This is a genomic window from Streptomyces sp. NPDC002446 (assembly GCF_053595675.1).
Genome location: NZ_JBSFYC010000003.1, coordinates 1 through 21465, shown reverse-complemented (window position 1 = coordinate 21465; position 21465 = coordinate 1). Strand labels below are relative to the sequence as shown.

The following is a 21465-nucleotide window of genomic DNA, read 5'->3' as shown; positions in this document are numbered from 1 at the left end:
GGAATGTTTCACGTGAAACCCGTCGACCCGCGTCTGCTCCGCTACGCCCGTGCCACCCGCGGCTTCCTCATCGCGGTGGTGCTGCTGGGGCTTGCCGGAGCGGGCCTGGTCGTCGGTCAGGCGATGCTGATCGCCGAGATTGTGGTCGGGGCCTTCCAGCGCGATCTCGATCTCGGCGGTCTGACCACACCGCTGGTGCTGCTCGCCGCGGTCTCCGTCGGGCGCGGCCTGGTCTCCTGGCTCACCGAGCTGGCCGCGCACCGGGCCAGCGCGGCGGTGAAGTCCGAGCTGCGGATGCGGCTGGTCGAGCGGGCGGCACGGCTGGGGCCGGGCGCCGGCACCGCGGCCGACGACGGCAGCCCGGAGAGGCGCACCGGCGAGCTCACCACCCTCGCCACCCGCGGTATCGACGCCCTGGACGACTACTTCTCCCGCTATCTGCCGCAGCTGGGGCTGGCGGTCGTCGTCCCCCTCGCGGTGCTCGCCCGGATCGTCACCGGCGACTGGGTCTCGGCGCTGACGATCGTCCTCACCCTCCCGTTGATCCCGCTGTTCATGATCTTGATCGGCTGGGCGACCCAGTCGCGGATGGACCGCCAGTGGCGACTGCTCGCCCGGCTCTCCGGGCACTTCCTCGATGTCGTCGAGGGCCTGCCCACCCTCAAGGTCTTCGGCCGGGCCAAGGCCCAGGCCGCCGCCATCCGCACCATCACCGGCGAGTACCGCCGCGCGACCCTGCGTACCCTGCGGATCGCCTTTCTCTCCTCCTTCGCGCTGGAGCTCCTCGCCACCATCTCGGTCGCACTGGTCGCGGTCGGCATCGGGATGCGGCTGGTGCACGGTGAGCTCGATCTCTACACCGGGCTGATGGTGCTGGTGCTGGCGCCCGAGGCGTATCTGCCGCTGCGGCAGGTGGGCGCGCAGTACCACGCCGCGGCCGAGGGGCTCGCGGCCGCCGAGGAGATCTTCGCGGTGCTGGAGACGCCGCTGCCGGTGCCCGGCACCGCGCCCGCGCCCCGGGGCACCGCCCTGGCCGTGGAGAATCTGGTGGTCCGCCACCCCAGGCGGGCCGCCGATTCGCTCCCCGCGACCTCGTTCGAGGTCCGGCCGGGCGAGACCGTCGCGCTGGTCGGCCCCTCCGGCTCCGGCAAGTCGACGCTGCTGAGCGTGCTGCTCGGTTTCACCGAGCCGTCCGGAGGCCGGGCCCTCGTCGACGGCCAGGACATCGCGTCTCTCTCCCCCGACAGCTGGCGGCAGCGGATCGCCTGGGTGCCGCAGCAGCCGCATCTGTTCGCCGGCTCCATCGCCGAGAACGTACGGCTGGCGCGGCCGGACGCGGACGACGCCGCGCTGCGCACCGCACTGGCCGACGCCGGCGCGCTGGACTTCGTCGACGCGCTGCCCGACGGTACGGCGACCCGGCTCGGTGAATCCGGAGCCGGACTCTCCGCAGGTCAGCGCCAGCGTCTCGGGCTCGCCCGGGCCTTCCTCGCCGACCGCCCGATCCTGCTTCTGGACGAGCCCACCGCGAATCTCGACGGTGAGACCGAGGAGGCGATCGTCGCCGCGGTCCGGCGGCTCGCGGTCGGCCGTACGGTGCTGCTCGTCGTCCACCGGCCGGCGCTGCTGGCGGTCGCGGACCGGGTGGTGCGGCTGCCGGATCCGGCAACCGGTGCGGAGCAGGGACGGATGCCGGGCGCGGCGGCGGCCGTCGGCCAGGCCGCCGCCACCGCCGCCGGCGCGGGCGGGAGCGCCGGTGCCGCGAACCCGGCCGGCACCGCGACAACCGGGGAACCGGGCGGCGAGGCCGGCGACCAGGCGTCCCCCTCCCCCTCCGCCTCCCCCTCCGCCGCCGTCGGCGGTAGCGCGCTCACCCGTCTGCGCCGCATGGCCGGTGCCCGCCGTGCGCGGTTCGCGCTGGCGCTGCTGCTCGGGAGCCTCGCGCTGGGCAGCGCGGTGGGCCTGATGGCGACCTCCGGGTGGCTGATCTCGCGCGCGGCGCAGCAGCCGCCGGTGCTGTATCTGATGGTGGCGGTGACCGCGACCAGGGCGTTCGGCATCGGGCGGGCGGTCTTCCGGTACGCCGAGCGGCTGGTCGCCCATGACGCGGTCTTCCGGATGCTCGCCGACGTACGCGTCGCCGTCTTCCGGCGGCTCGAACGGCTGGCGCCGGCCGGGCTCAAGGAGCGCAGCCGGGGCGATCTGCTGTCGCGGCTCGTGGCCGATGTCGATGCAGTGCAGGACTACTTCCTGCGGTGGCTGCTGCCCGTCGGGGCGGCGCTGCTGGTCGGCGCGGGCGCCGTCGGCTTCACCGGCTGGCTGCTGCCGGAGGCCGGGGCGATCCTCGCCGTCGGGCTGCTGCTCGCCGGTGCGGGGGTGCCGCTGCTGTCGGGCGCGCTGGCCCGGCGGGCGGAGCGTCAGCTGGCGCCGGCCCGCGGCCGGCTCGCCGCCCGGGTCGTCGATGTGCTCACCGGTACCGCCGAGTTGACGGTGGCCGGTGCCCTCACGGCCCGTACCCAGGCGGTGCGGCGCGCGGACCGCGAGCTGACCCGGATCGCCTCCCGCTCGGCCGCCGTGGCCGGGACCGGCGCCGGGCTCTCGGCGCTGCTGTGCGGGCTGACGGTCGCCGCCGCCGCGGTGGTCGGCGTGCAGGCGGTGCACGCGGGCCGGCTGGACGGGGTGGCGCTGGCGGTCGTCGTCCTCACCCCGCTCGCCGCATTCGAGGCGGTGACCGGGCTGCCGCTGGCGGTCCAGTACCGGCAGCGCACCCGGCACGCCGCCGAGCGGGTCTTCGAGGTGCTGGACGCCGACGCGCCGGTGCAGGAACCGGCCGTCCCCGTGGCTGCTCCCGAGGTGCCGTTCCCGCTGGTCGTACGGGATCTGACCGCACGCCACAGCGGTCAGGTGCGGCCGGCGCTGGACGGTGTCGGCCTCACGCTGACGGCCGGTCGCCGGCTCGCCGTCGTCGGCCCCTCCGGTTCCGGAAAGACCACGCTGGCGCAGGTGCTGCTGCGGTTCCTGGACCAGGAGTCGGGGACGTACACGCTGGGCGGGACGGACGCCGAGGCGGTGGACGGTGACGCGGTGCGGCGGCTGGTGGGGCTGTGCGCGCAGGACGCGCACCTCTTCGACAGCTCGCTGCGGGAGAACCTGAAACTCGCCCGCCGGGACCGGCACGCGGGCCCGGACGACGACCAGGACCTGTGGGACGCGCTCGGCCGGGCCCGGCTCGCCGAGTGGGTACGGGGGCTGCCCGACGGCCTGGACACCATGGTCGGGGAGCACGGCGCCCGGCTGTCCGGTGGCCAGCGGCAGCGGCTGGCCCTGGCCCGAGCCCTGCTCGCGGACTTCCCGGTGCTCGTCCTGGACGAGCCCGCCGAGCACCTCGATCTGGCCACCGCCGATGCGCTGACCGCCGATCTGCTGGCCGCGACCGAGGGCCGTACGACGGTGCTGATCACCCACCGGCTCACCGGGCTCGACGCGGTCGACGAGGTGCTGGTGCTGGACCGCGGGCGGGCCGTGCAGCGTGGCGGCTATGCGGAGCTGGCGGCGGCCGACGGCCCGTTCCGGCGGATGCTGGAGCGCGAGCGGGCGGTGGACGCGGCCCTGCCGATGGCCGCGCTGTCCGCAGAAATGGCTCCGTAATTGCCCCCTTATTAGGCTCTTGGGCATGGCAGCCACGGCAGGACCCGCACCCTCGGAGCCCATGGGCACCGGGGGCGGCAACGCGGGTCCGGCTCCCGGTCCCGTGGACGCCGCCGGCGGTGACACGGGCCGGGCCCCCGACCCCATGGACGCCGCCACCGAGGCCACCCGCAGCCTCCAAGGCCTGTCCTCCGAGCTGACCGCCCGGGTGCCGCAGCTGCTGGAGGCGATGCGTACGGTCGGCGCGGGCCTCGATCTGCACATCACCCTCGACCGGATCGTGGAGACCGCCGCCGAGCTCGCCGACGCCCGCTATGCCGCCATCGGGATCATCGACGACGCCCGCGAGGGGCTGTCGGACTTTGTGACGTACGGCGTGACCGCGCAGGAGCACGCGCGGATCGGTGCGCTGCCCGACGGACACAAGGGGCTGCTCGGGGCGCTCATCCACGACCCCCAACCGCTGCGGCTCGCCGACCTCACCCAGGACCCCCGCTCGGCCGGTTTCCCGCCGGGACATCCGCCGATGCGGACGTTCCTGGGGGTGCCGATCCGCGTCCAGGGCGAGATCTTCGGCAATCTCTATCTGACCGAGAAGCGCGGTGGCGGGGAGTTCAGCGAGGAAGACCTGCACATGGTGCGGGTACTGGCCACCGAGGCCGGTATCGCGATCGGCAACGCCCGGGTGCATGCGGCGACCCGGCAGCGCGAGCGGTGGATCGACGGTTCGGTGGCGGTGACCACCGAACTCCTCGCCGGCAGCGATGTCGACGATGCACTCGCGGTCGTCGCCGAGCAGGCCCGGAAGCTGGCGGACTCGGCGGCCGGCATCGTGCTGCTGCCCGACGACGAGGGCGGTCTGGAGATCGTCGCGGTGTCGGCGGACGACCCCACCGGGATCATGGGCACCCAGATTCCGCCCGACAGCCCCGTGGCCGAACAACTCCTCGCCGGAGAACCGGTGTTCGTGGACGACTCGGCCACCGACCCGCGCATGGTGACGGCGATCGCGCCGCGCTTCGGGCCGAGCATGATGCTGCCGCTCAAGAGCGGCGGGCGGGTGCTCGGCACGCTGGCCACGCCGCGGTCCCGGGGCGCCCGCCCGTTCACCGGCGCCGAGCGGACACTGGCCACCCAGTTCGCCGCGCAGGCCGCGCTGGCGCTGGTGCTGGCCGACGCCCAGCGCGACCGCGAGCGCCTCGCGGTCTATGAGGACCGCGACCGGATCGCCCGTGATCTGCACGATCTCGTCATCCAGCGGCTGTTCGCGACGGGGATGATGCTGGAGAGCGCACAGCGCAGAACCGTCGTCCCCGAGGTGGCGCAGGGCGTCGGCAAGGCCGTCGACGAGCTGGACGTCACCATCCAGGAGATCAGGACCGCGATCTTCGCCCTCCAGCAGGGCCCGGCCGAGGCGCCGTCGGGGCTGCGGACCCGGGTGCTGCGGGAGATCGGCACCGCCGCCGTACCGCTCGGCTTCCAGCCGTCGGCCAGCTTCGTCGGTCCGGTCGACTCCCGGGTCGGCGAGCTGACCGGCAAGAACCTGATCGCCGCGCTGCGGGAGGCGTTGTCGAACGCCTTCCGGCACGCCCAGGCCGCCCGGATCGAGGTCGTCGTCGACGCGACGATCAGCCTGCCGGACGGTAGCGACGGTGTCCGTCTGACCGTCGCCGACGACGGCATCGGCATTCCGGACGGCGGCCGCCGCAGCGGCCTGAAGAATCTCGCCAAGCGCGCCGAGTCGCTGGGCGGCTCCAGCACGTACGGGCCCGGCCTCGGCGAGGACGGGACGGGGACGATGGTGACGTGGGAGGCGCCGCTGTGAGGGGCGAGCCCTGCCGAGGCGGATGCTTCAGGCCGGCGATGTTTCACACGAGCGATGTTTCACGTGAAACCGATCGGCCCGTGCCCCGTCAGAGCCGTCGGCCGTGTGCCTGAAGGATCTCCTCGATGACCACCGCGACGCCGTCGTCGTTGTTGGAGGCCGTGCGGTGCGTGGTGGACGCCAGCACCTCCGGGTGGGCGTTGGCCATGGCGTACGAGGTGCCGGCCCAGGTCAGCATCTCTATGTCGTTCGGCATGTCCCCGAACGCGACGACCTCCTCCGGCCTGATGCCGCGCTCCGCGCAGCAGTGGGCGAGGGTGCCGGCCTTGCTGACGCCGGAGCCGCTGATCTCCAGCAGGGCGGTGGGGCTGGACCGGGTGAACGACGCGAGGCCGCCCGCGGCCGTACGGGCCAGTGCGAGGAAGGCGTCGGGCTCCAGGTCGGGGTGGTGCGCGAGCAGCTTGATGACGGGCTGGTCGGGGAAGTCGGGATTCGCACCGTCGGTGGGGGTCAGCGGTGCCACGAAGTCCTCGGCCAGCAGCTTCTCCGCCGGCGCGACGAACGCGGTGGGGTCCAGGAGGAGGGGCGGATACTGCGGCTCGTAGTGGATGCCGCTGGTGCGCTCGACCGCGAACGAGGTGCCGGGCGCGGCGCTGCGCAGCGCGTCCACGACCTGGAGCGCGGCCGCGCATTCCAGGGGGCTCACCTCGACGATGCGGCCGCCTCGGTGCAGATCGACGACGGCCGCGCCGTTTGCGCAGATCGCCAGGCCGTGACCGTGCACATGGTCGCTGACCACGCCCATCCAGCGGGCCGGGCGCCCGGTGACGAAGAACACCTCGATGCCGGCCCGCTCCGCGGCGGCGAGTGCGGCGATCGTCCGGTCGGAGACCGTCTTGTCGTCGTGCAGCAGCGTGCCGTCGAGGTCGGTGGCGATCAGCCGGGGCGCAACGGCCGGTTGGGGCGCCCGGGGTGGCGTGGCGGGGGCATCAGTCACGGGGCCATCTTCCCGTACCTGCGCGCACAGGCGTGCGGTGGGTTGCGCGGATGAGCCCGGAAGGTCCGGTCCGGGGAGTGCGAGCGGGGTGGCAGGGGTGGGGAAGCAGGCGGCTCGCGGGGAAGCATCCGGGCGGCCGTACGCTCGTGGGTATGCGACTGAGCACCGTGATACTCCCCGTCCGCCGTTGGTCCGAAGGTGGGCGGGAGGTGTGGCAGCGCGCCGAGGAGCTGGGCTTCCACGCCGCGTACACCTACGACCACCTCTCCTGGCGGAGCTTTCGCGACCAGACCTGGTTCGGCGCCCTTCCGACGCTGACCGCAGCCGCGGCCGCGACCTCCCGGATGCGCCTGGGCACCCTCGTGACCTCGCCGAACTTCCGCCACCCGGTCACCCTCGCCAAGGAGCTGATCTCCCTCGACGACATCAGCGACGGCCGGATCACCCTGGGCATCGGCGCCGGCGGCAACGGCTTCGACGCCACCGCGCTCGGCCAGGAGCCCTGGTCACCGCGGGAACGGGCGGACCGCTTCGCCGAGTTCGTCTCGCTGCTGGACCAGCTGCTGACCCAGGACGTCGTCTCCTCCGAGGGCACGCACTACTCCGCGGACGAGGTGCGCAACATCCCCGGCTGCGTGCAGCGGCCGCGGCTGCCGTTCGCCGTGGCGGCCACCGGGCCGCGCGGGTTCAAGCTGGCCGCCCGGTACGGCCAGGCCTGGGTGACGACCGGTGACCCGAAGGTCTCCAATGGAGGCGGCACGTCGGACGACTCGCTGGAGGCGGTCCGCGGGCAGCTGGAACGCCTGGACAAGGCCTGCGTCGACCAGGGCCGGGACACGGGCGAGCTGCAGAAGATCATGCTGAGCGGCTTCACCCCGGACCGTCCGCTGGACTCCGTGGACGCCTTTGTGGACTTCGCCGGCCGGCACGCCGAGCTGGGCATCGACGAGCTGGTCATCCACTGGCCGATCGCCGATTCGGTCTTCGACGCCGATACCGCGGTCTTCGAGCGGATCGCCACGGAGGGCCTGGCGCAGCTGCGCGCCGAGTAGGCCGCCACGGTCCACGAGGCACCAGGCGGGGCGGTTGCGATCGTCGGCCGTCCCGCTGGTGGCCCGGTGCGCCCGGTCGTCCCCTGGACTCGGCTTTATCCCGCAAATAGCCTCGAAGAGGGAGAATCGGGACAGCGGCGCAGTGTGGCGGACGCGGCGCGCGGTGCGAGGGCCGCGGGCAGGCGGGTCGCCGCACTGCGCGGAGTGCGGCCTTCGTGGAGGAGCCATGGCACAGACCCGATTCGCCCCGGACCGCGGGCTGACCTCGCGCATGGTCACGACGATGTTCTTCATCGGACTGCTGTACGTCGTGGTCGTCGGCGTGCTGGTGGTGCTGCTCAAGGGCGCCTGGGTGGTGGTGTTGCTGATCGCGGGCGGCCTGTTCGTCGCGCAGTTCTGGTTCAGCGACCGGATCGCGGCGTTCAGCATGGGGGCGCACGAGGTCACGCCGGAGGAGGCGCCCGGACTGCACGGCGCCGTCGACCGGCTGTGTGCGCTGGCCGACATGCCCAAACCGCGGGTGGCGATCGCCGAGTCGGATGTGCCGAACGCGTTCGCTACGGGCCGTAACCAGAAGAACTCGATGGTCTGCGCCACGACCGGGCTGCTCCGGCGGCTGGAGCCGGAGGAGCTGGAGGGCGTGCTGGCCCACGAGCTCTCGCATGTCGCGCACCGCGATGTCGCGGTGATGACCATCGCGTCGTTCCTCGGCGTACTGGCCGGCATCATCACCCGAGCCGCCCTGTGGAGCGGCGTCGGCCGTGACAGCCGCGACCAGAACACGGCGATCGCCGTGGTCATCGTCACCGCCGTCAGCGCCGTCGTCTACGCGATCAGCTTCCTGCTCACCCGGCTGCTGTCCCGTTACCGCGAGCTGTCCGCCGACCGGGCCGCCGCGCTGCTGACCGGCCGGCCGTCGGCGCTGGCCGCCGCGCTGACGAAGGTCACCGGCCAGATGGCGCGGATCCCGACCGAGGATCTGCGCAAGGCCCAGCCGTTCAACGCCTTCTACTTCGCCCCGGCGTTCAACAAGGAGAGCTTCAGCCGGCTGCTGTCCTCGCACCCGACGCTGGAACAGCGGCTGGACCAGCTGGGACGGATCGCGGCCCAGCTGGGGCGGCCGTGACGGCCCGGCAGCGAGAGGAGTGAGCCGCGCATGGGATTCCTGGACGCCATCCTCGGCCGCAGCAAGCCGGTCCGCCCCGATCTCGATCAGCTCTTCGCGCTGCCGTCCGCCGCGGTGACGCTCCAGGCCGCGGCCGGTTTCGCCGCCACCGGCCTGGGGTCGGTGTGCTTCGCGAGCGTGGAGGGCGGGGCGTTCTCGCGCATCCAGGAGGAGGCGCGGGCCCTGCTGGGCGGTTCGGTGGAGTTCTCACAGGACGCGTACGGCTATACGTGGCTGCTCGTACGACACTCGCCGGAGGACGTGGCGGGGCTGGTCAACGACCTGCACGCGATCAACACGTCCCTGGAGGAAGCGGGTTTCGGCTCGCAGCTGCTGTGCTCGCTGGTCGGCTTCCGCGCTGACCGGCAGCGGTCGCTGGCGCTGGTCTACCTCTACAAACGGGGCACGTTCTACCCGTTCGCGCCGCAGCAGGGGGGCGGCGAGAAGCGCGACAATCCGCTGGAGCTGCAGGTGCGGGCGATGCTCGGGGACGATCTGACGATCGAGAAGGACCTGTCGCGGTGGTTCCCGGTGTGGGGCGCGTCAGGACTGTGAGGGTCCGCGCCGCGGGTCCTACGGGGGCTCGGTCTCCAGATGCGGGGCTCGTCAGCCCGGAGGGCCCGGAAAGCCCGGAGGCCCGTCAGTCGGGAAGCTCGTCAGCCCGGGAGCCCGTCAGCCCGGAAAGCGGAGGAACTCGGGCGGTACGCGGTCGGTGAGCCAGACGCCGTTGGCGCTGACCTGGAAGACATGGCCCGCCCGGTGCATCGCTGCCGCGTCCACGGTCAGGACCACGGGCCTGCCGCGCCGCGCGCCCACCCGGGTCGCGGTCTCGCGGTCGGGCGACAGATGGACGGCGTGCCGCGACATCGGCCGCAGCCCCTCGTCCCGGATGGCGGCCACGCTGCGGGCCACCGTGCCGTGGAAGAGATACGGGGGAGGCACGACCGGCGGCAGTTCGAGGTCCACCCGCACGGAATGACCCTGACTGGCGCGGATCCGGTCGCCCTCGATGGCGTAGCGCTGCTTGTCGTTGCTGGCGACCACCGACTCCAACTCCACGCGGGAGAAGCGGAATCCATGGCGTGCGGCCGCCGCGATGAGCTCTTCCACGGGCACCCAGCCCTGGGCGTCGAGGGTGATGCCGATCCGCTCCGGTTCGTGGCGCAGATGCTTCGCCAGGTACTTCGAGATGCGCACTGAGCGCTGGTTGTCCATGTCTTCAGAGTGCCGCGCGGAGGCGGGGGCGGCACCCGAATTCGCGGTCGGGGACCGGCGTCATTCCTCTTCCTCGGCAGGTTCCGCGGGCGACTCGGGCAGCTTGCCCTTGTGCCTCCCCCGCACCAGCTCGCTCGCCTTCCGCGCCTTCGCGCCGGTCACCTCTTCGGCCGCCCAGCGGGCCCACTCCTCCAGGGTCTGCGTTATCCGCAGCCCGTACTCCAGGACGATCCGGCCGTGAACCGAGAGCATCTCGTCGTCCCAGTTGGCGGTCGCTTCGATCTGCTCGTATTGCGCGTGGGCGCGGGCGATTCGCTCGGCCCCCTGGAGCAAGTACGCCTGTGCTTCGAGGGGTGTGAGGATGCCGAGGAAGAAGACGCGCAGCATGCCGTCGTCGCGCGTGGGGCCGCCGGGCTCGACCTCGATGAGCCAGTGGCGCAGCTCTGCCAGGCCGCTTTCGGTGATCGCGTACTCCTTGCGGCCGCGGGGGCCGTGGGCGGCGACCTCGACCAGGCCCGCGGTCGTGAGCTTGGTGAGCTCGCCGTACACCTGACTCTGCGTGGCCGGCCAGACGTTGGAGAGCGTGGCGTTGAACATCTTCATCAGGTCGTAGCCGCTCGCCGGGGTTTCGGCCAGCAGGCCCAGCACCGCATGTCTCAGGCTCATGACGCGCACTTTACCTTCCACTCTTGACATGTCAAAGGTGTAGCTTCTACATTCGACATGTCGAAGTTGGAAGGTGGCGCGGGCCGGCGACTCCAAGCGCATGGCCGCGACCGGAAACAGGGGGGATTCATGAACCAGTTGCGCGGCTTCATCCCATGGCTGGTCTTCGCAGGGGTGGGTTCGTTCGGCTGGCAGTGGGGTGCGCTGGCCGGCCTGGCGGCGTCCGTCGGGCTGCTCATCGCCGACCGCGCCGCTGGCCTGGGAGTGGACTACCGCGTGCTGGAGTACGGCACGATCGTGTTCTTCGCAGGCCTCGGCGTGCTGGCCTTCGCCCAGCCGGACAGCGAACTCAGGCTGTACAGCAGCTCGCTCTCGATGGGCTGGCTGGCGCTCATCGCCTGGGTGTCGATCGCCGTGCAGCGCCCCTTCACGATGGGCATCGCACGCCGGATGGCCCCGCCGGAGGTCTGGCACACGCCGCTCTTCCGCCACATCAACACGGTCCTCACGACCGCGTGGGCGCTGACCTTCACGCTGACCGCGGCCGCCCAGTCGGTGGTCTCCGCCTATGACTTGAACGTCGTCTTCACGATCGTCATCCAGGTCGCCGGGTTCGTCCTTCCCGTCGGCTTCACCTCCACCTATCCGGAGCGGGCCAAGGCCCGGTTCCAGCAGCAGTCCGCCATGCGCACCAGCGTCCAGGGAGGTCTGGCCTCATGACCGCTCCATCCCCGACCACCGCATCCGCATCCACTGCCCCCGCTCCGCACATGGCGGGCAACTTCGCGCCGGTCCAGCAGGAGCTCACCGCATACGACCTCCCGGTCACGGGTGCGATCCCGCCCGAGCTCAGCGGCTGGTTCCTGCGCAACGGCCCCAACCCCCGGGACGCCGCCACACCGCACTGGTTCTTCGGCGACGGCATGGTCCACGGTCTGCGCCTGGAGGGCGGCCGGGCCGTCTCCTACCGCAACCGCTGGGTGCGCACCTCGACCTTCACCGACGGGGCGTGCCCCGTGGACGCGCAGGGCCGCCGCGATCTGGTCGCGGGCGTGGCCAACACCCACATCGTCCGCCATGCCGGCCGGACGCTCGCGCTGGTCGAGTCGTCGTTCCCCTATGAAATCGACTGCCGTCCCGGCCATGAGCTGGAGACCATCGGTTCCCATGACTTCGGCGGCCGGCTCACCACCGCGATGACCGCCCACCCCAAGGCCTGCCCGACGACCGGCGAGCTGCACTTCTTCGGGTACGGCGGAGCCACGCCGCCCTATCTCACCTATCACCGTGCCGACGCGGCGGGGGAGTTGGTGATCAGCCGTCCCATCGACGTCCCGGCGCCCACGATGATGCATGACTTCCATCTGACCGCGGGGCATGTCATCTTCATGGACCTGCCGTTCGTCCATGACCGTCGCCACCCCGGCCTGCCGTACCGCTGGGATCCGGAGTACGGCGCCCGGCTGGGCGTACTGCGCCGCGACGACCCCTTCGGCGAGGTCCGCTGGCTGGCCATCGACCCCTGCTATGTCTTCCATGCGCTGAACGCCCATGACGACGGCGAGCACCGCATCGTCCTCTATGTCTCCCGCTATGCCGACTTCGGAGGCAGGACCCCGCCCTGCCTCTGGCGCTGGACGATCGATCTCGCCTCCGGCACGGTCGCCGAGGAGCAGCTCGACGACCAGTTCTGCGAATTCCCGCGGGTGGACGACCGTCTCACCGGGCAGCGGGCCCGCTTCGGCCATGCCATAGCGGCCGAGGCGCCGGGGAACGGCAACATACCCGGAGCACTGCTCCGCTACGACCTGCGGACCGGCGCCGTCACGCGGCACGACTTCGGTCCGGGGCGCACTCCGGGCGAGGCGGTCTTCGCCCCCGCGGACGACCGTCCGGACGGTCCGGGCTGGCTGATCACCTACGTCTATGACGCGGCCACCGACAGCAGCGATCTGGTCGTCCTCGACGCCGAGGACATATCCGCCGACCCCGTCGCCATGGTCCATCTCCCGCAGCGGGTGCCCTACGGCTTCCATGGCAACTGGCTGCCGGACCCGGTGAAGTGAGGGGCGAGCCGGTCTGATCGGCCTGGGCACGGAAGGGCTAGGGCTGCGGAAAAGGGGGCCCGCGCTCGACTGATCCTTGACAACTCAAGAGCGGCTACGAGACGACACGGGGGCCGGGGCCTGACGCCCGCGCTCGGCCGTCGGGTCGTCCGGGCGCATCCGGCAGCTACTCCCTGGTGTCCGCGTTGCGCTCACCGAAGGCCAGCGCGTCCATGGTGCGGGCCTGCACCTCCCGGTGGGCGGCGGCGGCGATGAACGCGGCGGTGTTCTCGGCGCCCACCAGGGCCCGTACGGCCCGTACGGCCTCGGTGGGCAGCAGCACCGCCTCCGAGACCGCTGCCGGGTCCCCCGGGTCTGCCGCGTCTATCAGGTATCCCGGGTCCTCCGGGCGTGTCGGGTATGTCGGGTCTGCCAGGCCGGTCGGGCCGGTTGCGGTACGGGGGTCCGCGACCGGTCCGGCGGCAGGCGTTCCGGGGGAACTGCGCTTCTCGGCCGGGAGCGCCTCGTTGAGGTGATGGCGCAGATGGCGGGTGGCCAAGGTGCGCATGGCACGGGCGAGTTCGGCGTCGATGGTCTGCTGGGCCAGCGGGCGCAGCCGGCGTACCAGGGCGGCCGCCTCCGTCGCCTCGGCATCGGTGGGCGGGTGGTCCAGGAACGGCTGGAAGACATGCTCGGTGGTGAAGTCCAGGAAGCGGGCGGCGATGTGCTCTACCTGGCCGCGCAGCTCGCGCAGATGGCCGGAGATCGCCGGCAGCGGGACGCCGGCGGAGTGCAGTTCCGCGGCGACGGCGAGTTCCTGGGGGCTGGGCACGAGGAACTCGTCCTCCCGGCCGGGGACGCGTTCCAGGACGCCCAGCTCGACGGCCTCGGCGACCGCCGCCTCGTCAGGGACTCCCCCGAAGGCGGCGTCCAGGTCGGCGCGGCTGATGCGGGCAGCCTTCTCGTCGGTCCATGGTCCGTCTATCTCGGCGACCAGGCCCAGTACCCCGCCGAGATCGAGGCCGGCGTCCCAGGCTTGGAGGAGCTCCTTGATGCTGGCGAGGGTGTAGCCGCGGTCGAGCAGATCGGCGATCTGGCGCAGCCGGGCCAGATGGGCATCGCCGTAGACATTGGCGCGGCCGCGGCGTTCCGGGCGGGGGAGCAGTCCGCGGTCCTGGTAGGCGCGGATCGTACGGACTGTGGCGCCGCTGATGTGGGACAGGTCCTCGATGCGGTATTCGGCCGGGCCGGACGGAGGTGTCGGCGGCTGCTCGGTCACTGCGGTGCTCCTCACGAGATGGCCGCGCGCTATGAGAGGGCCGTGCGTCCCACCGCGCCCGCCGCGGCCCGTGCGGCCGGGGAGGACGCCAGGTAGGCGACGGCCGTGCGCAGCGACCCTTCCTGCGAGGGATGGTACGACCGCCGCAGATACCGCGGTATCGCCGCTCCCAGCTCCCGCCAGGTGGGCAGCAGTCCCTTGCGGACGGCGTGGTGGTGGTCGCGCAGCGAGTAGCGGGAGCGGGTGGCGAGCTGCGGGTCGTGCCGCAGGAGGTAGGCCGCGCCGCAGCCCCAGAGGTAGAGCAGTACGGGGGCCGTCACGGCCATGCCCAGGACGCGGCGGAGATAGCGGGCGGGGTCCTCGCCGCCGGTGTGCTGGTACATGTCGAAGGCGACCGCGCGGTGCTCGACCTCCTCCGCACCGTGCCAGCGCAGCAGATCGAGCATGGCCGGGTCGGGCCCGGCGCGGTCGAGGCCGTCGGCGTCCAGCACCCAGTTGCCGAGCACCGCCGTGAACTGCTCGATGGCGGCGATGAGCGACAGCCGGAAGCGCAGCCACTCCCGCTCGGGGAAGGGAAGGCCGAACGGAGGGTCCTCGCCCAGGAGGTACTCGAAAAGGAAGTCGATGTGCCGGGTGTAGGGGCCGGTGTCCAGGCCCTGGTGGGCCAGGTGGTCGAGCACATGGGAGTGCTGGACGCTGTGGGTTGCCTCCTGGCCCATGAAGCCCTTGATGTCCTTGAGGAGTGACTCGTCCCGCACCAGCGGGAGAGCTTCCTTGAAGACCTTGACGAACCAGCGCTCGCCCGCGGGGAGCAGCAGATGCAGCACATTGATGACGTGGGTGGCGGTGGGTTCGCCGGGGATCCAGAGCAGGGGTGTCGCTTGCCAGTCGAACGAGACCCGGCGCGGAGTGATCACGTGGTGCTGGTGCTGGTGCTCCTGAGGGTGTGAGGTACTCATGCGCGCCTCCTGACGTGCGCAGTGGTCCGTTCTCGGGGAGTCGTCGGGGAGTCGACGGCCGTGGGTGAGGCGCCGGGCCGGAGCCCGGCCCCGGCCCGTCGCCCAGGCCCCGGCCCCGGCCCGTCGCCACGGCCCCGGCCGCGAACGGTGAGGCCTGGGCCGGAGGCCGAACTCCGGCCCGGCGTACCGCTGTTACAGCCGTGGCTCGACGCGGGCGAGGGCGCGCAGGGCACGCGGGGCGAAGCGGGACATCAGATGGGCGCCGCGTGCTTCGGGGGTGACCGGTACCACCGCCTGGTTGCGGACCACCGCCCGCAGGACGGCGTCGGCGACCTTCTCCGGCGGGTAGTTGCGCAGCCCGTACATCCGCGCGGCCTTGGCCTGGCGGCGCTTCTCCTCCTCGGCCGAGACGCCGGTGAAACGGGCGGTGGTGGTGATGCCGGTGTTGACCAGTCCGGGGCAGATGGCCGAGACGCCGATGCCCTGGCCCGCCAGCTCGGCGCGCAGACACTCGCTGAGCATCAGTACTGCCGCCTTGGACGTGCTGTAGGCGGGCAGCACCTTCGACGGCTGGAAGGCGGCGGCCGAGGCGGTGTTGACGATATGGCCGCCCTGCCCGCGGTCCGCCATCCGCTTGCCGAAAATGCGGCAGCCGTGGATGACGCCCCACAGATTGACGTCCAGGACCTTCTTCCAGTCCTCGGTGCTGGTCTGCAGAAAGGAGCCGGACAGGCCGATGCCGGCGTTGTTCACCAGGACGTCGACGGTGCCGTACTCGGCGTCGACCTTGTCGGCGAGCTTCTCCATCGCCGCCTCGTCGGCGACGTCGACGACCTCCGCCCAGGCCTGCGGGGCCCCGATCAGCCGGGACATATCGGCGGTGCGCGCCGCGCCCTCGGCATCGCGGTCCACGGCGATGATCCGCGCACCGGCCTCCGCGAAGGCGAACGCCGTGGCCCGGCCGATGCCGCTGGCCGCACCGGTCACCAGTACCAGCTGCCCGCCGAACCGGTCGGCGTAAGGGCCCGACGCCGCGACCTGCTTCGCCGGATCGCCCTCTTCCTTGGCGGTGACGAATTCGGTGATCCAGGAGACGAGCTGGTCGGGACGGGTGCGGGGAATCCAGTGCTTGGCGGGGAGGGTGCGGCGTACCAGCTGGGGCGCCCAGTGCTCCAGGTCGTCATAGAGCCGCTGGGAGAGAAATGCGTCGCCGGTGGGAGTGATGAGCTGGACCGGACAGTGCGCATAGGCGTCGGTGCGGGGGCGGCGGAGCCGGGCGCGGACGTTGTCGCGGTAGAGCCAGGCGCCATGCGCCGCGTCGGTCGGCAGCGATGCGGTCGGGTAGTCGCCGCCCGGTACCTTCTCCACCCGCTGCAGGATCCGCGGCCAGCGCCTGCCGAGCGGACCCTTCCATGCCAGCTCGGGCAGCACGGGGGTGTGCAGCATGTAGACGTACCAGGACTTGGCACCCTGGTTGAGCAGCTGCGCGGCCCGCCGGGGGGTGGGGCGCACCATCCGCTGCTTGATCCAGTGTCCGAAGTGGTCCAGCGACGGGCCCGACATCGAGGTGAAGGAGGCGATCCGGCCCTCCGTACGCCGCACGGTGGCGAACTCCCAGGCCTGGACGGAGCCCCAGTCGTGCCCGACCACATGGACCGGACGGTCGGGGCTGACGGCATCGGCGACGGCCAGGAAGTCATCCGTCAGCTTCTCCAGGGTGAAGCCGCCGCGCAGCGGTTGCGGGGCGGTGGACCGGCCGCAGCCACGGACGTCGTAGAGCACCACATGGAAGCGATCGGCCAGGCCGCGGGCGACCTCGGACCACACCTCCTTGCTGTCCGGATAGCCGTGTACCAGCATCACCGTGGGCCGTGCCGGATCCCCCAGCTCGGCGACGCACAGCTCGATGCCACCGGTGCGCACCCAGCGCTCCGCCGCCCCCGCAAGCCCTGCCCCCTGCCCCCGCCCCGGCTCCAGGCCCGTCGCCTGGCCCTGGCCCGTCGCCTGGCCCTGGCCCGTCTCCTGGCCCCGCCCCGGTTTCTGGCCCCGAGTCCGCTCCTGCCCCCGGCCCATGGCCCGTTCGCGTCCCGTGTTCACGCGGCCTTCTCCTCCTGCCAGCGCCGCACATGCGGCAGATCGTCGTCCAGCCAAAAGGCGCTCTCCTGCGGGTCCTTGGAGTCCGTGACGACCAGGATCTCCTCGAACTTCGCGCCCGTGCCCCGGAACCCGAGGTGGGGTTCGACCGCCCACAGCCCCGGCTGCGGCGGGTGGTCGGAGAAGGTGTACGGGCTCCACAGCGGGGACCAGCCGTCGCGGTGGCCGTGCAGCGCATCGGAGGCGAGGCCCTTGAGGGACTGCGTGCCGAACCCGAAGAGGGTGGGGGACCAGCGGCGCTGCTTCACCCGGTCGATCTTGTGCGCGATGACGCCGAAGGGGTAGGCGCGGTGGCGGTTGGCGTACCCCTGCCGCACCATGAGCCGGTCGACGTCCTGGTAGATCTCCCGCAGCGGGCGTCGCTCGCGCACCTCGCGCAGGATCAGCTCACGGTGTGCTTCGAGGTCGGCGAGCAGCCGGTCGTGCACGGGGTTGAGGCCGAGGCAGCCGGAGTAGCCGATGTCGGCCGTGAAGCCGTTGTGGACCGGTGCCATGTCGAGGATGAACGCCATCCCCGGTTCCAGCTCGCGGTTGGTGGGGAAGAACTGCAGCGGTACGCGGAAGTTGACGAAGGCGGTGCGGTCGCCGAACCAGGCGAACGGCAGATGGAACCAGTCCCGCACCCCGCGTTCACGCAGCCATTCACGCTGCATCCGCGCCGCCGCGCGCTCGGTGATCCCGGGCTTGAGCTGGGCGGCCACCGCCTCCGCGCAGGCGTAGGCGAGCCGCTGGACCTCTCTGAACCCCCTTAGCTCGGCGGTGAGTTCTCCGGCTCCTGCTGAGGTCGCTGAGGTGACTGAGGCCATCGCCAACCGTCCGTCCGTGAGCGGTCCATCGCGGTACGTGCCCGTAACTTGACATTGATGAATGTGACAATGGTTGGCGGCTGCGTCAAGAGGTGTGCAGGCACTCTGAGGTGTGCGGGCACTGTGAGGTGTGCGGGCACTCACATGGGAAGCCGCCGAATCCACCGCGGGCGGCCGCCCCGGCCGGGGCGGCGTCCAGCGTCCCTTCGCCCCGCACGACCCTGCCTCCCCGACCCCGAACCTCATTCACCAGCTCGTCCGCCCCCGACCCCGATGCCGGGCCGCTCAAAGCAGGAGATCCCCTACGGGTGCGTAATACCGCAGGGGGAGGCGAATCCCAGCATCTGGGTTGACGACCGGTGTGGTGGGCGCCACTACCTTCGAAGACGTGACTGTGATCGTGACCGAAAGCCTGAGCAAGCGGTTCCCGCGGGTGACCGCCTTGGACCGGCTCTCCGTTGACATCGCCCCCGGCGTAACGGGCCTGGTGGGTGCCAACGGCGCCGGAAAGTCCACCCTGATCAAGATCCTTCTCGGGCTGGCCCCGGCCACCGAAGGAACCGCGCATGTCCTCGGACTGGACGTGACCAAGCACGGCAGCGCGATTCGTGAGCGGGTCGGCTATATGCCCGAGCACGACTGCCTGCCGCCGGACGTCTCGGCCACCGAATTCGTCGTGCACATGGCCCGGATGTCCGGCCTGCCGCCGACCGCCGCCCGCGAGCGCACCGCCGACACCCTGCGCCACGTCGGCCTCTACGAGGAGCGCTACCGCCCCATCGGCGGCTATTCGACGGGCATGAAGCAGCGCGTGAAGCTGGCCCAGGCGCTGGTCCACGACCCGCAGCTGGTGTTCCTCGACGAGCCCACCAACGGCCTCGACCCGGCCGGGCGGGACGAGATGCTCGGTCTGATCCGGCGCATCCACACCGACTTCGGCATCTCCGTCCTGGTGACCTCCCACCTCCTCGGCGAGCTGGAGCGCACCTGCGACCACGTCGTCGTCATCGACGGCGGCAAGCTGCTGCGATCCTCCTCCACCGATGAGTTCACGCAGGTCACGACCTCGCTGGTGGTCGAGGTCACGGACACCGACGCCCACCCGGACGGCGCCGAGGCGCTGCGCGGCGCGCTGGCCGGGGCCGGTGTCGCGGTGACCACCGGAGCCGCCGGCGCCGAGGGGCTCGCCTCCCCCGGCCATCTGCTGTTCGTCGAGGCGCCCGGCGAGGAGACCTACGACCTGGTGCGGGACACCGTCGCCGGACTCGGGCTCGGACTGGTCCGGATGGAACAGCGCCGCCACCAGATCGCCGAGGTGTTCCGCGACGCGGACGCGGCGCACGCCACCCCGTCAACCGCAACCGCAGGCGCCCCGAGCGCCCCGTACGTCCCCCAGGACGGAGGCGCCCACGATGTCGCCTGAGCCCACGACCTCCGTATCCGCCACGCCGGGTGGCGCCTACATCCACAACATCGGCTACCGCCACTACGACGGCCCGCGGCTGGGCCGTGCCTATGCCCGCCGGTCGCTCTTCTCGCAGAGCCTGCGCGGCGCCTACGGCCTGGGCCGTTCGGCCAAGAGCAAGGTGCTGCCGATGCTGCTCTTCGCCGTGATGAGCCTGCCCGCCGCGATCATGGTCGCGGTGGCGGTGTTCACCAAGGCCAGCAGCCTGCCGGTCGGCTACACCCGCTACGCGATCTTCCTCCAGGCCGTCATCGGCCTCTACCTCGCCTCCCAGGCCCCGCAGTCGGTCTCCCGCGATCTGCGCTTCAAGTCCGTACCGCTGTACTTCTCCCGCCCCATCGAGCGCGGTGACTATGTGGCGTCGAAGTTCGCGGCCATGACCAGCGCCCTGTTCATCCTCACCGCGACTCCGCTGCTGGTCCTCTACGCCGGTGCGCTGCTGGCGAAGATGGACTTCGTCGACCAGACCAAGGGGCTGGCGCAGGGGCTGGTCTCCGTGGCGTTGCTGTCGCTGCTGTTCGCCGGGATAGGCCTGGTCATCTCCGCGCTCACACCGCGCCGCGGCTTCGGTGTCGCCGCCGTGATCGCCGCGCTCACCATTCCGTACGGCGCGGTGAGCGCGATCCAGGGGATCGCCTTCGTCCAGGGCAACGAATCCGCTGTCGGCTGGCTGGGGCTGTTCTCCCCCATCACGCTCATCGACGGGGTGCAGTCGACGTTCCTCGGCGGCGTCAGCTCCTTCCCCAACAGCCTCGCGCCGTCGACCGGCGCCGGGTTCGTCTACCTCCTCGTCGCGCTCCTCGTCATCGCCGGCTCCTACGCCCTGCTGATGCGCCGCTACCGGAAGGCCGGACTGTGACAACGATCAACATCGACCATGTCTCCCGCTGGTTCGGCAATGTCGTTGCCGTCAACGACATCACCATGACCATCGGCCCCGGCGTCACCGGGCTGCTCGGCCCCAACGGCGCCGGCAAGTCCACCCTCATCAACATGATGGGCGGCTTCCTCGCCCCCTCCAACGGCTCCGTCACCCTCGACGGAACAACGATCTGGCGCAATGCCGGCATCTACCGCCACATCGGCATCGTCCCCGAGCGGGAGGCGATGTACGACTTCCTCACCGGCCGCGAATTCGTCGTCGCCAACGCGGAGTTGCACGGCCTCGGCCGGGCGGAGGCGGCCAGGGCGCTCGCCACCGTCGAGATGGAGTACGCCCAGGACCGCAAGATCTCGACGTACAGCAAGGGCATGCGCCAGCGCGTCAAGATGGCCTCCGCGCTGGTCCACGACCCGTCCGTGCTGCTGCTCGACGAGCCCTTCAACGGCATGGACCCGCGCCAGCGGATGCAGCTGATGGACCTGCTGCGGCGGATGGGCGACCAGGGCCGCACGGTCCTGTTCTCCTCGCACATCCTCGAAGAGGTCGAGCAACTCGCCTCGCACATCGAGGTGGTGGTGGCCGGCCGGCATGCCGCATCCGGCGACTTCCGCAAGATCCGCCGGCTGATGACCGACCGGCCGCACCGCTACCTCGTCCGGTCCGACGACGACCGGGCGCTGGCCGGTGCGCTGATCGCCGATCCGTCGACGTCCGGCATCGAGGTCGACCTCGTCGAGGGCGCGTTGCGCGTCCAAGCGGTCGACTTCGGCCGCTTCACCGAACTCCTGCCGCGGGTCGCCCGGGACCACGGCATCCGCCTGCTGACGGTCTCGCCCTCCGATGAATCGCTGGAATCCGTCTTCTCCTACCTCGTAGCGGCCTGAGGCCAGAAAGGAGCCCTGACGCATGTCCACGACCACTCCGACGGCCCCGCCGGCACCCGCGGCCGCGCCCAAGGCCGCGCTGTTCCACCCGACCGTCGCCCGGCTCACCTACCGCGCCCTGCTCGGCCGGCGGCGGGCCCTGATCCTCTTCGTGCTGCCCGCTCTCCTGCTGGTCATCGCGGTGGCCGTCCGCACGCTTGCCGGGGCCGACGACTCCACCGCCGGCGGCATCCTGGGCGGCTTCGCGCTGGGCACGATGGTGCCGCTGATCGGCGTCATCGCCGGCACGGGCGCGATCGGGCCGGAGATCGACGACGGCTCGGTGGTCTACCTCCTGGCCAAGCCGGTGCCCCGGCCGACGATCATCTTCACCAAACTCCTGGTCGCGATAGGCGTCACCGTCGCCTTCTCCGCCCTCCCCG

Annotated in this window: 18 protein-coding genes; 11 read left to right on the top strand and 7 right to left on the bottom strand. The window is 71.7% G+C overall.

The window, feature by feature from the left end:
• The first annotated feature begins 3 nt into the window (after positions 1-3).
• Positions 4-3648, top strand: a complete 3645-nt coding sequence (gene cydD, locus ACWD6P_RS03275; protein ID WP_451442287.1) for a thiol reductant ABC exporter subunit CydD — start codon at positions 4-6, stop codon at positions 3646-3648.
• Between the two features lie 145 nt (positions 3649-3793).
• Entirely contained in the window at positions 3794-5473 is a 1680-nt protein-coding gene (locus ACWD6P_RS03270) for a GAF domain-containing sensor histidine kinase (protein ID WP_451442424.1), read from the top strand.
• 88 nt (positions 5474-5561) lie between these two features.
• Here the strand turns inward: ACWD6P_RS03270 and ACWD6P_RS03265 are convergent, their stop codons facing one another.
• A complete protein-coding gene (locus ACWD6P_RS03265; protein WP_451442286.1) occupies positions 5562-6470 on the bottom strand; it encodes a Cof-type HAD-IIB family hydrolase in 909 nt (302 codons plus the stop codon).
• A 152-nt stretch (positions 6471-6622) separates the two neighbouring features.
• Between ACWD6P_RS03265 and ACWD6P_RS03260 the strand changes: the two genes are divergently transcribed.
• From ACWD6P_RS03260 to pspAB, 3 genes are all read left to right on the top strand, one after another.
• Positions 6623-7522, top strand: a complete 900-nt coding sequence (locus ACWD6P_RS03260; protein ID WP_451442285.1) for an LLM class flavin-dependent oxidoreductase — start codon at positions 6623-6625, stop codon at positions 7520-7522.
• Between the two features lie 226 nt (positions 7523-7748).
• Positions 7749-8648: a zinc metalloprotease HtpX gene (htpX, locus tag ACWD6P_RS03255; protein ID WP_451442284.1), complete on the top strand. Its 900-nt coding sequence runs from the start codon at positions 7749-7751 to the stop codon at positions 8646-8648.
• Between the two features lie 30 nt (positions 8649-8678).
• The gene (pspAB, locus tag ACWD6P_RS03250; protein WP_451442283.1) at positions 8679-9242 is read left to right on the top strand and encodes a PspA-associated protein PspAB; all 564 of its coding nucleotides are present in this window, start codon (positions 8679-8681) and stop codon (positions 9240-9242) included.
• 117 nt (positions 9243-9359) lie between these two features.
• Here pspAB and ACWD6P_RS03245 read toward each other — a convergent pair whose 3' ends face one another.
• Both ACWD6P_RS03245 and ACWD6P_RS03240 read right to left on the bottom strand, forming a co-directional pair.
• Complete coding sequence (locus ACWD6P_RS03245) at positions 9360-9902, bottom strand: RNA 2'-phosphotransferase (protein ID WP_451442282.1); 543 nt, start codon at positions 9900-9902, stop codon at positions 9360-9362.
• 60 nt (positions 9903-9962) lie between these two features.
• Positions 9963-10568 (bottom strand): PadR family transcriptional regulator, encoded by a 606-nt coding sequence (locus ACWD6P_RS03240; protein WP_451442281.1) that lies wholly within the window; start codon positions 10566-10568, stop codon positions 9963-9965.
• Positions 10569-10697: 129 nt separating this feature from the next.
• On the opposite strand from ACWD6P_RS03240, the gene ACWD6P_RS03235 reads away from it, so the two are divergent.
• Positions 10698-11288 (top strand): hypothetical protein, encoded by a 591-nt coding sequence (locus ACWD6P_RS03235; RefSeq protein ID WP_451442280.1) that lies wholly within the window; start codon positions 10698-10700, stop codon positions 11286-11288.
• A complete protein-coding gene (locus ACWD6P_RS03230) occupies positions 11285-12634 on the top strand; it encodes a carotenoid oxygenase family protein (protein ID WP_451442279.1) in 1350 nt (449 codons plus the stop codon). The genes ACWD6P_RS03235 and ACWD6P_RS03230 overlap by 4 nt, the downstream gene beginning before the upstream one ends.
• Before the next feature lie 166 nt (positions 12635-12800).
• On the opposite strand, the gene ACWD6P_RS03225 is transcribed toward ACWD6P_RS03230, so the two are convergent.
• The 4 genes from ACWD6P_RS03225 to ACWD6P_RS03210 all read right to left on the bottom strand — a co-directional run bounded on the left by ACWD6P_RS03225 (position 12801) and on the right by ACWD6P_RS03210 (position 17811).
• Positions 12801-13892: a MerR family transcriptional regulator gene (locus ACWD6P_RS03225; protein WP_451442278.1), complete on the bottom strand. Its 1092-nt coding sequence runs from the start codon at positions 13890-13892 to the stop codon at positions 12801-12803.
• Positions 13893-13921: 29 nt separating this feature from the next.
• Positions 13922-14851 carry a metal-dependent hydrolase gene (locus ACWD6P_RS03220; protein ID WP_451442277.1) on the bottom strand — a complete coding sequence of 310 codons (930 nt, stop codon included), beginning with the start codon at positions 14849-14851 and terminating at the stop codon, positions 13922-13924.
• A 192-nt stretch (positions 14852-15043) separates the two neighbouring features.
• Complete coding sequence (locus ACWD6P_RS03215) at positions 15044-16924, bottom strand: SDR family oxidoreductase (protein ID WP_451442423.1); 1881 nt, start codon at positions 16922-16924, stop codon at positions 15044-15046.
• A 20-nt stretch (positions 16925-16944) separates the two neighbouring features.
• Positions 16945-17811: a M24 family metallopeptidase gene (locus ACWD6P_RS03210; protein WP_451442276.1), complete on the bottom strand. Its 867-nt coding sequence runs from the start codon at positions 17809-17811 to the stop codon at positions 16945-16947.
• Between the two features lie 361 nt (positions 17812-18172).
• Between ACWD6P_RS03210 and ACWD6P_RS03205 the strand changes: the two genes are divergently transcribed.
• From ACWD6P_RS03205 to ACWD6P_RS03190, 4 genes are all read left to right on the top strand, one after another.
• Positions 18173-19234 (top strand): ABC transporter ATP-binding protein, encoded by a 1062-nt coding sequence (locus tag ACWD6P_RS03205; protein ID WP_451442275.1) that lies wholly within the window; start codon positions 18173-18175, stop codon positions 19232-19234.
• Entirely contained in the window at positions 19224-20135 is a 912-nt protein-coding gene (locus ACWD6P_RS03200; RefSeq protein ID WP_451442274.1) for an ABC transporter permease subunit, read from the top strand. Before ACWD6P_RS03205 ends, ACWD6P_RS03200 begins: the two co-directional genes overlap by 11 nt.
• Entirely contained in the window at positions 20132-21043 is a 912-nt protein-coding gene (locus ACWD6P_RS03195) for an ABC transporter ATP-binding protein (protein WP_451442273.1), read from the top strand. The genes ACWD6P_RS03200 and ACWD6P_RS03195 overlap by 4 nt, the downstream gene beginning before the upstream one ends.
• Positions 21044-21065: 22 nt before the next feature.
• Positions 21066-21465, top strand: a 400-nt coding sequence (locus tag ACWD6P_RS03190; RefSeq protein WP_451442272.1) for an ABC transporter permease subunit, incomplete at its 3' end; no start/stop codon positions are given.

Excerpts from the sequence above, each read along its gene's own strand:
- cydD (WP_451442287.1), top strand. The coding sequence starts at position 4 with ATGTTTCACGTGAAACCCGTCGACCCGCGTCTGCTCCGCTACGCCCGT.
- ACWD6P_RS03270 (WP_451442424.1), top strand. The coding sequence starts at position 3,794 with ATGGACGCCGCCACCGAGGCCACCCGCAGCCTCCAAGGCCTGTCCTCC.
- ACWD6P_RS03260 (WP_451442285.1), top strand. The coding sequence starts at position 6,623 with ATGCGACTGAGCACCGTGATACTCCCCGTCCGCCGTTGGTCCGAAGGT.
- htpX (WP_451442284.1), top strand. The coding sequence starts at position 7,749 with ATGGCACAGACCCGATTCGCCCCGGACCGCGGGCTGACCTCGCGCATG.
- pspAB (WP_451442283.1), top strand. The coding sequence starts at position 8,679 with ATGGGATTCCTGGACGCCATCCTCGGCCGCAGCAAGCCGGTCCGCCCC.
- ACWD6P_RS03245 (WP_451442282.1), bottom strand. The coding sequence starts at position 9,902 with ATGGACAACCAGCGCTCAGTGCGCATCTCGAAGTACCTGGCGAAGCAT.
- ACWD6P_RS03240 (WP_451442281.1), bottom strand. The coding sequence starts at position 10,568 with ATGAGCCTGAGACATGCGGTGCTGGGCCTGCTGGCCGAAACCCCGGCG.
- ACWD6P_RS03235 (WP_451442280.1), top strand. The coding sequence starts at position 10,698 with ATGAACCAGTTGCGCGGCTTCATCCCATGGCTGGTCTTCGCAGGGGTG.
- ACWD6P_RS03230 (WP_451442279.1), top strand. The coding sequence starts at position 11,285 with ATGACCGCTCCATCCCCGACCACCGCATCCGCATCCACTGCCCCCGCT.
- ACWD6P_RS03220 (WP_451442277.1), bottom strand. The coding sequence starts at position 14,851 with ATGAGTACCTCACACCCTCAGGAGCACCAGCACCAGCACCACGTGATC.
- ACWD6P_RS03215 (WP_451442423.1), bottom strand. The coding sequence starts at position 16,924 with ATGGGCCGGGGGCAGGAGCGGACTCGGGGCCAGAAACCGGGGCGGGGC.
- ACWD6P_RS03210 (WP_451442276.1), bottom strand. The coding sequence starts at position 17,811 with ATGGCCTCAGTCACCTCAGCGACCTCAGCAGGAGCCGGAGAACTCACC.
- ACWD6P_RS03200 (WP_451442274.1), top strand. The coding sequence starts at position 19,224 with ATGTCGCCTGAGCCCACGACCTCCGTATCCGCCACGCCGGGTGGCGCC.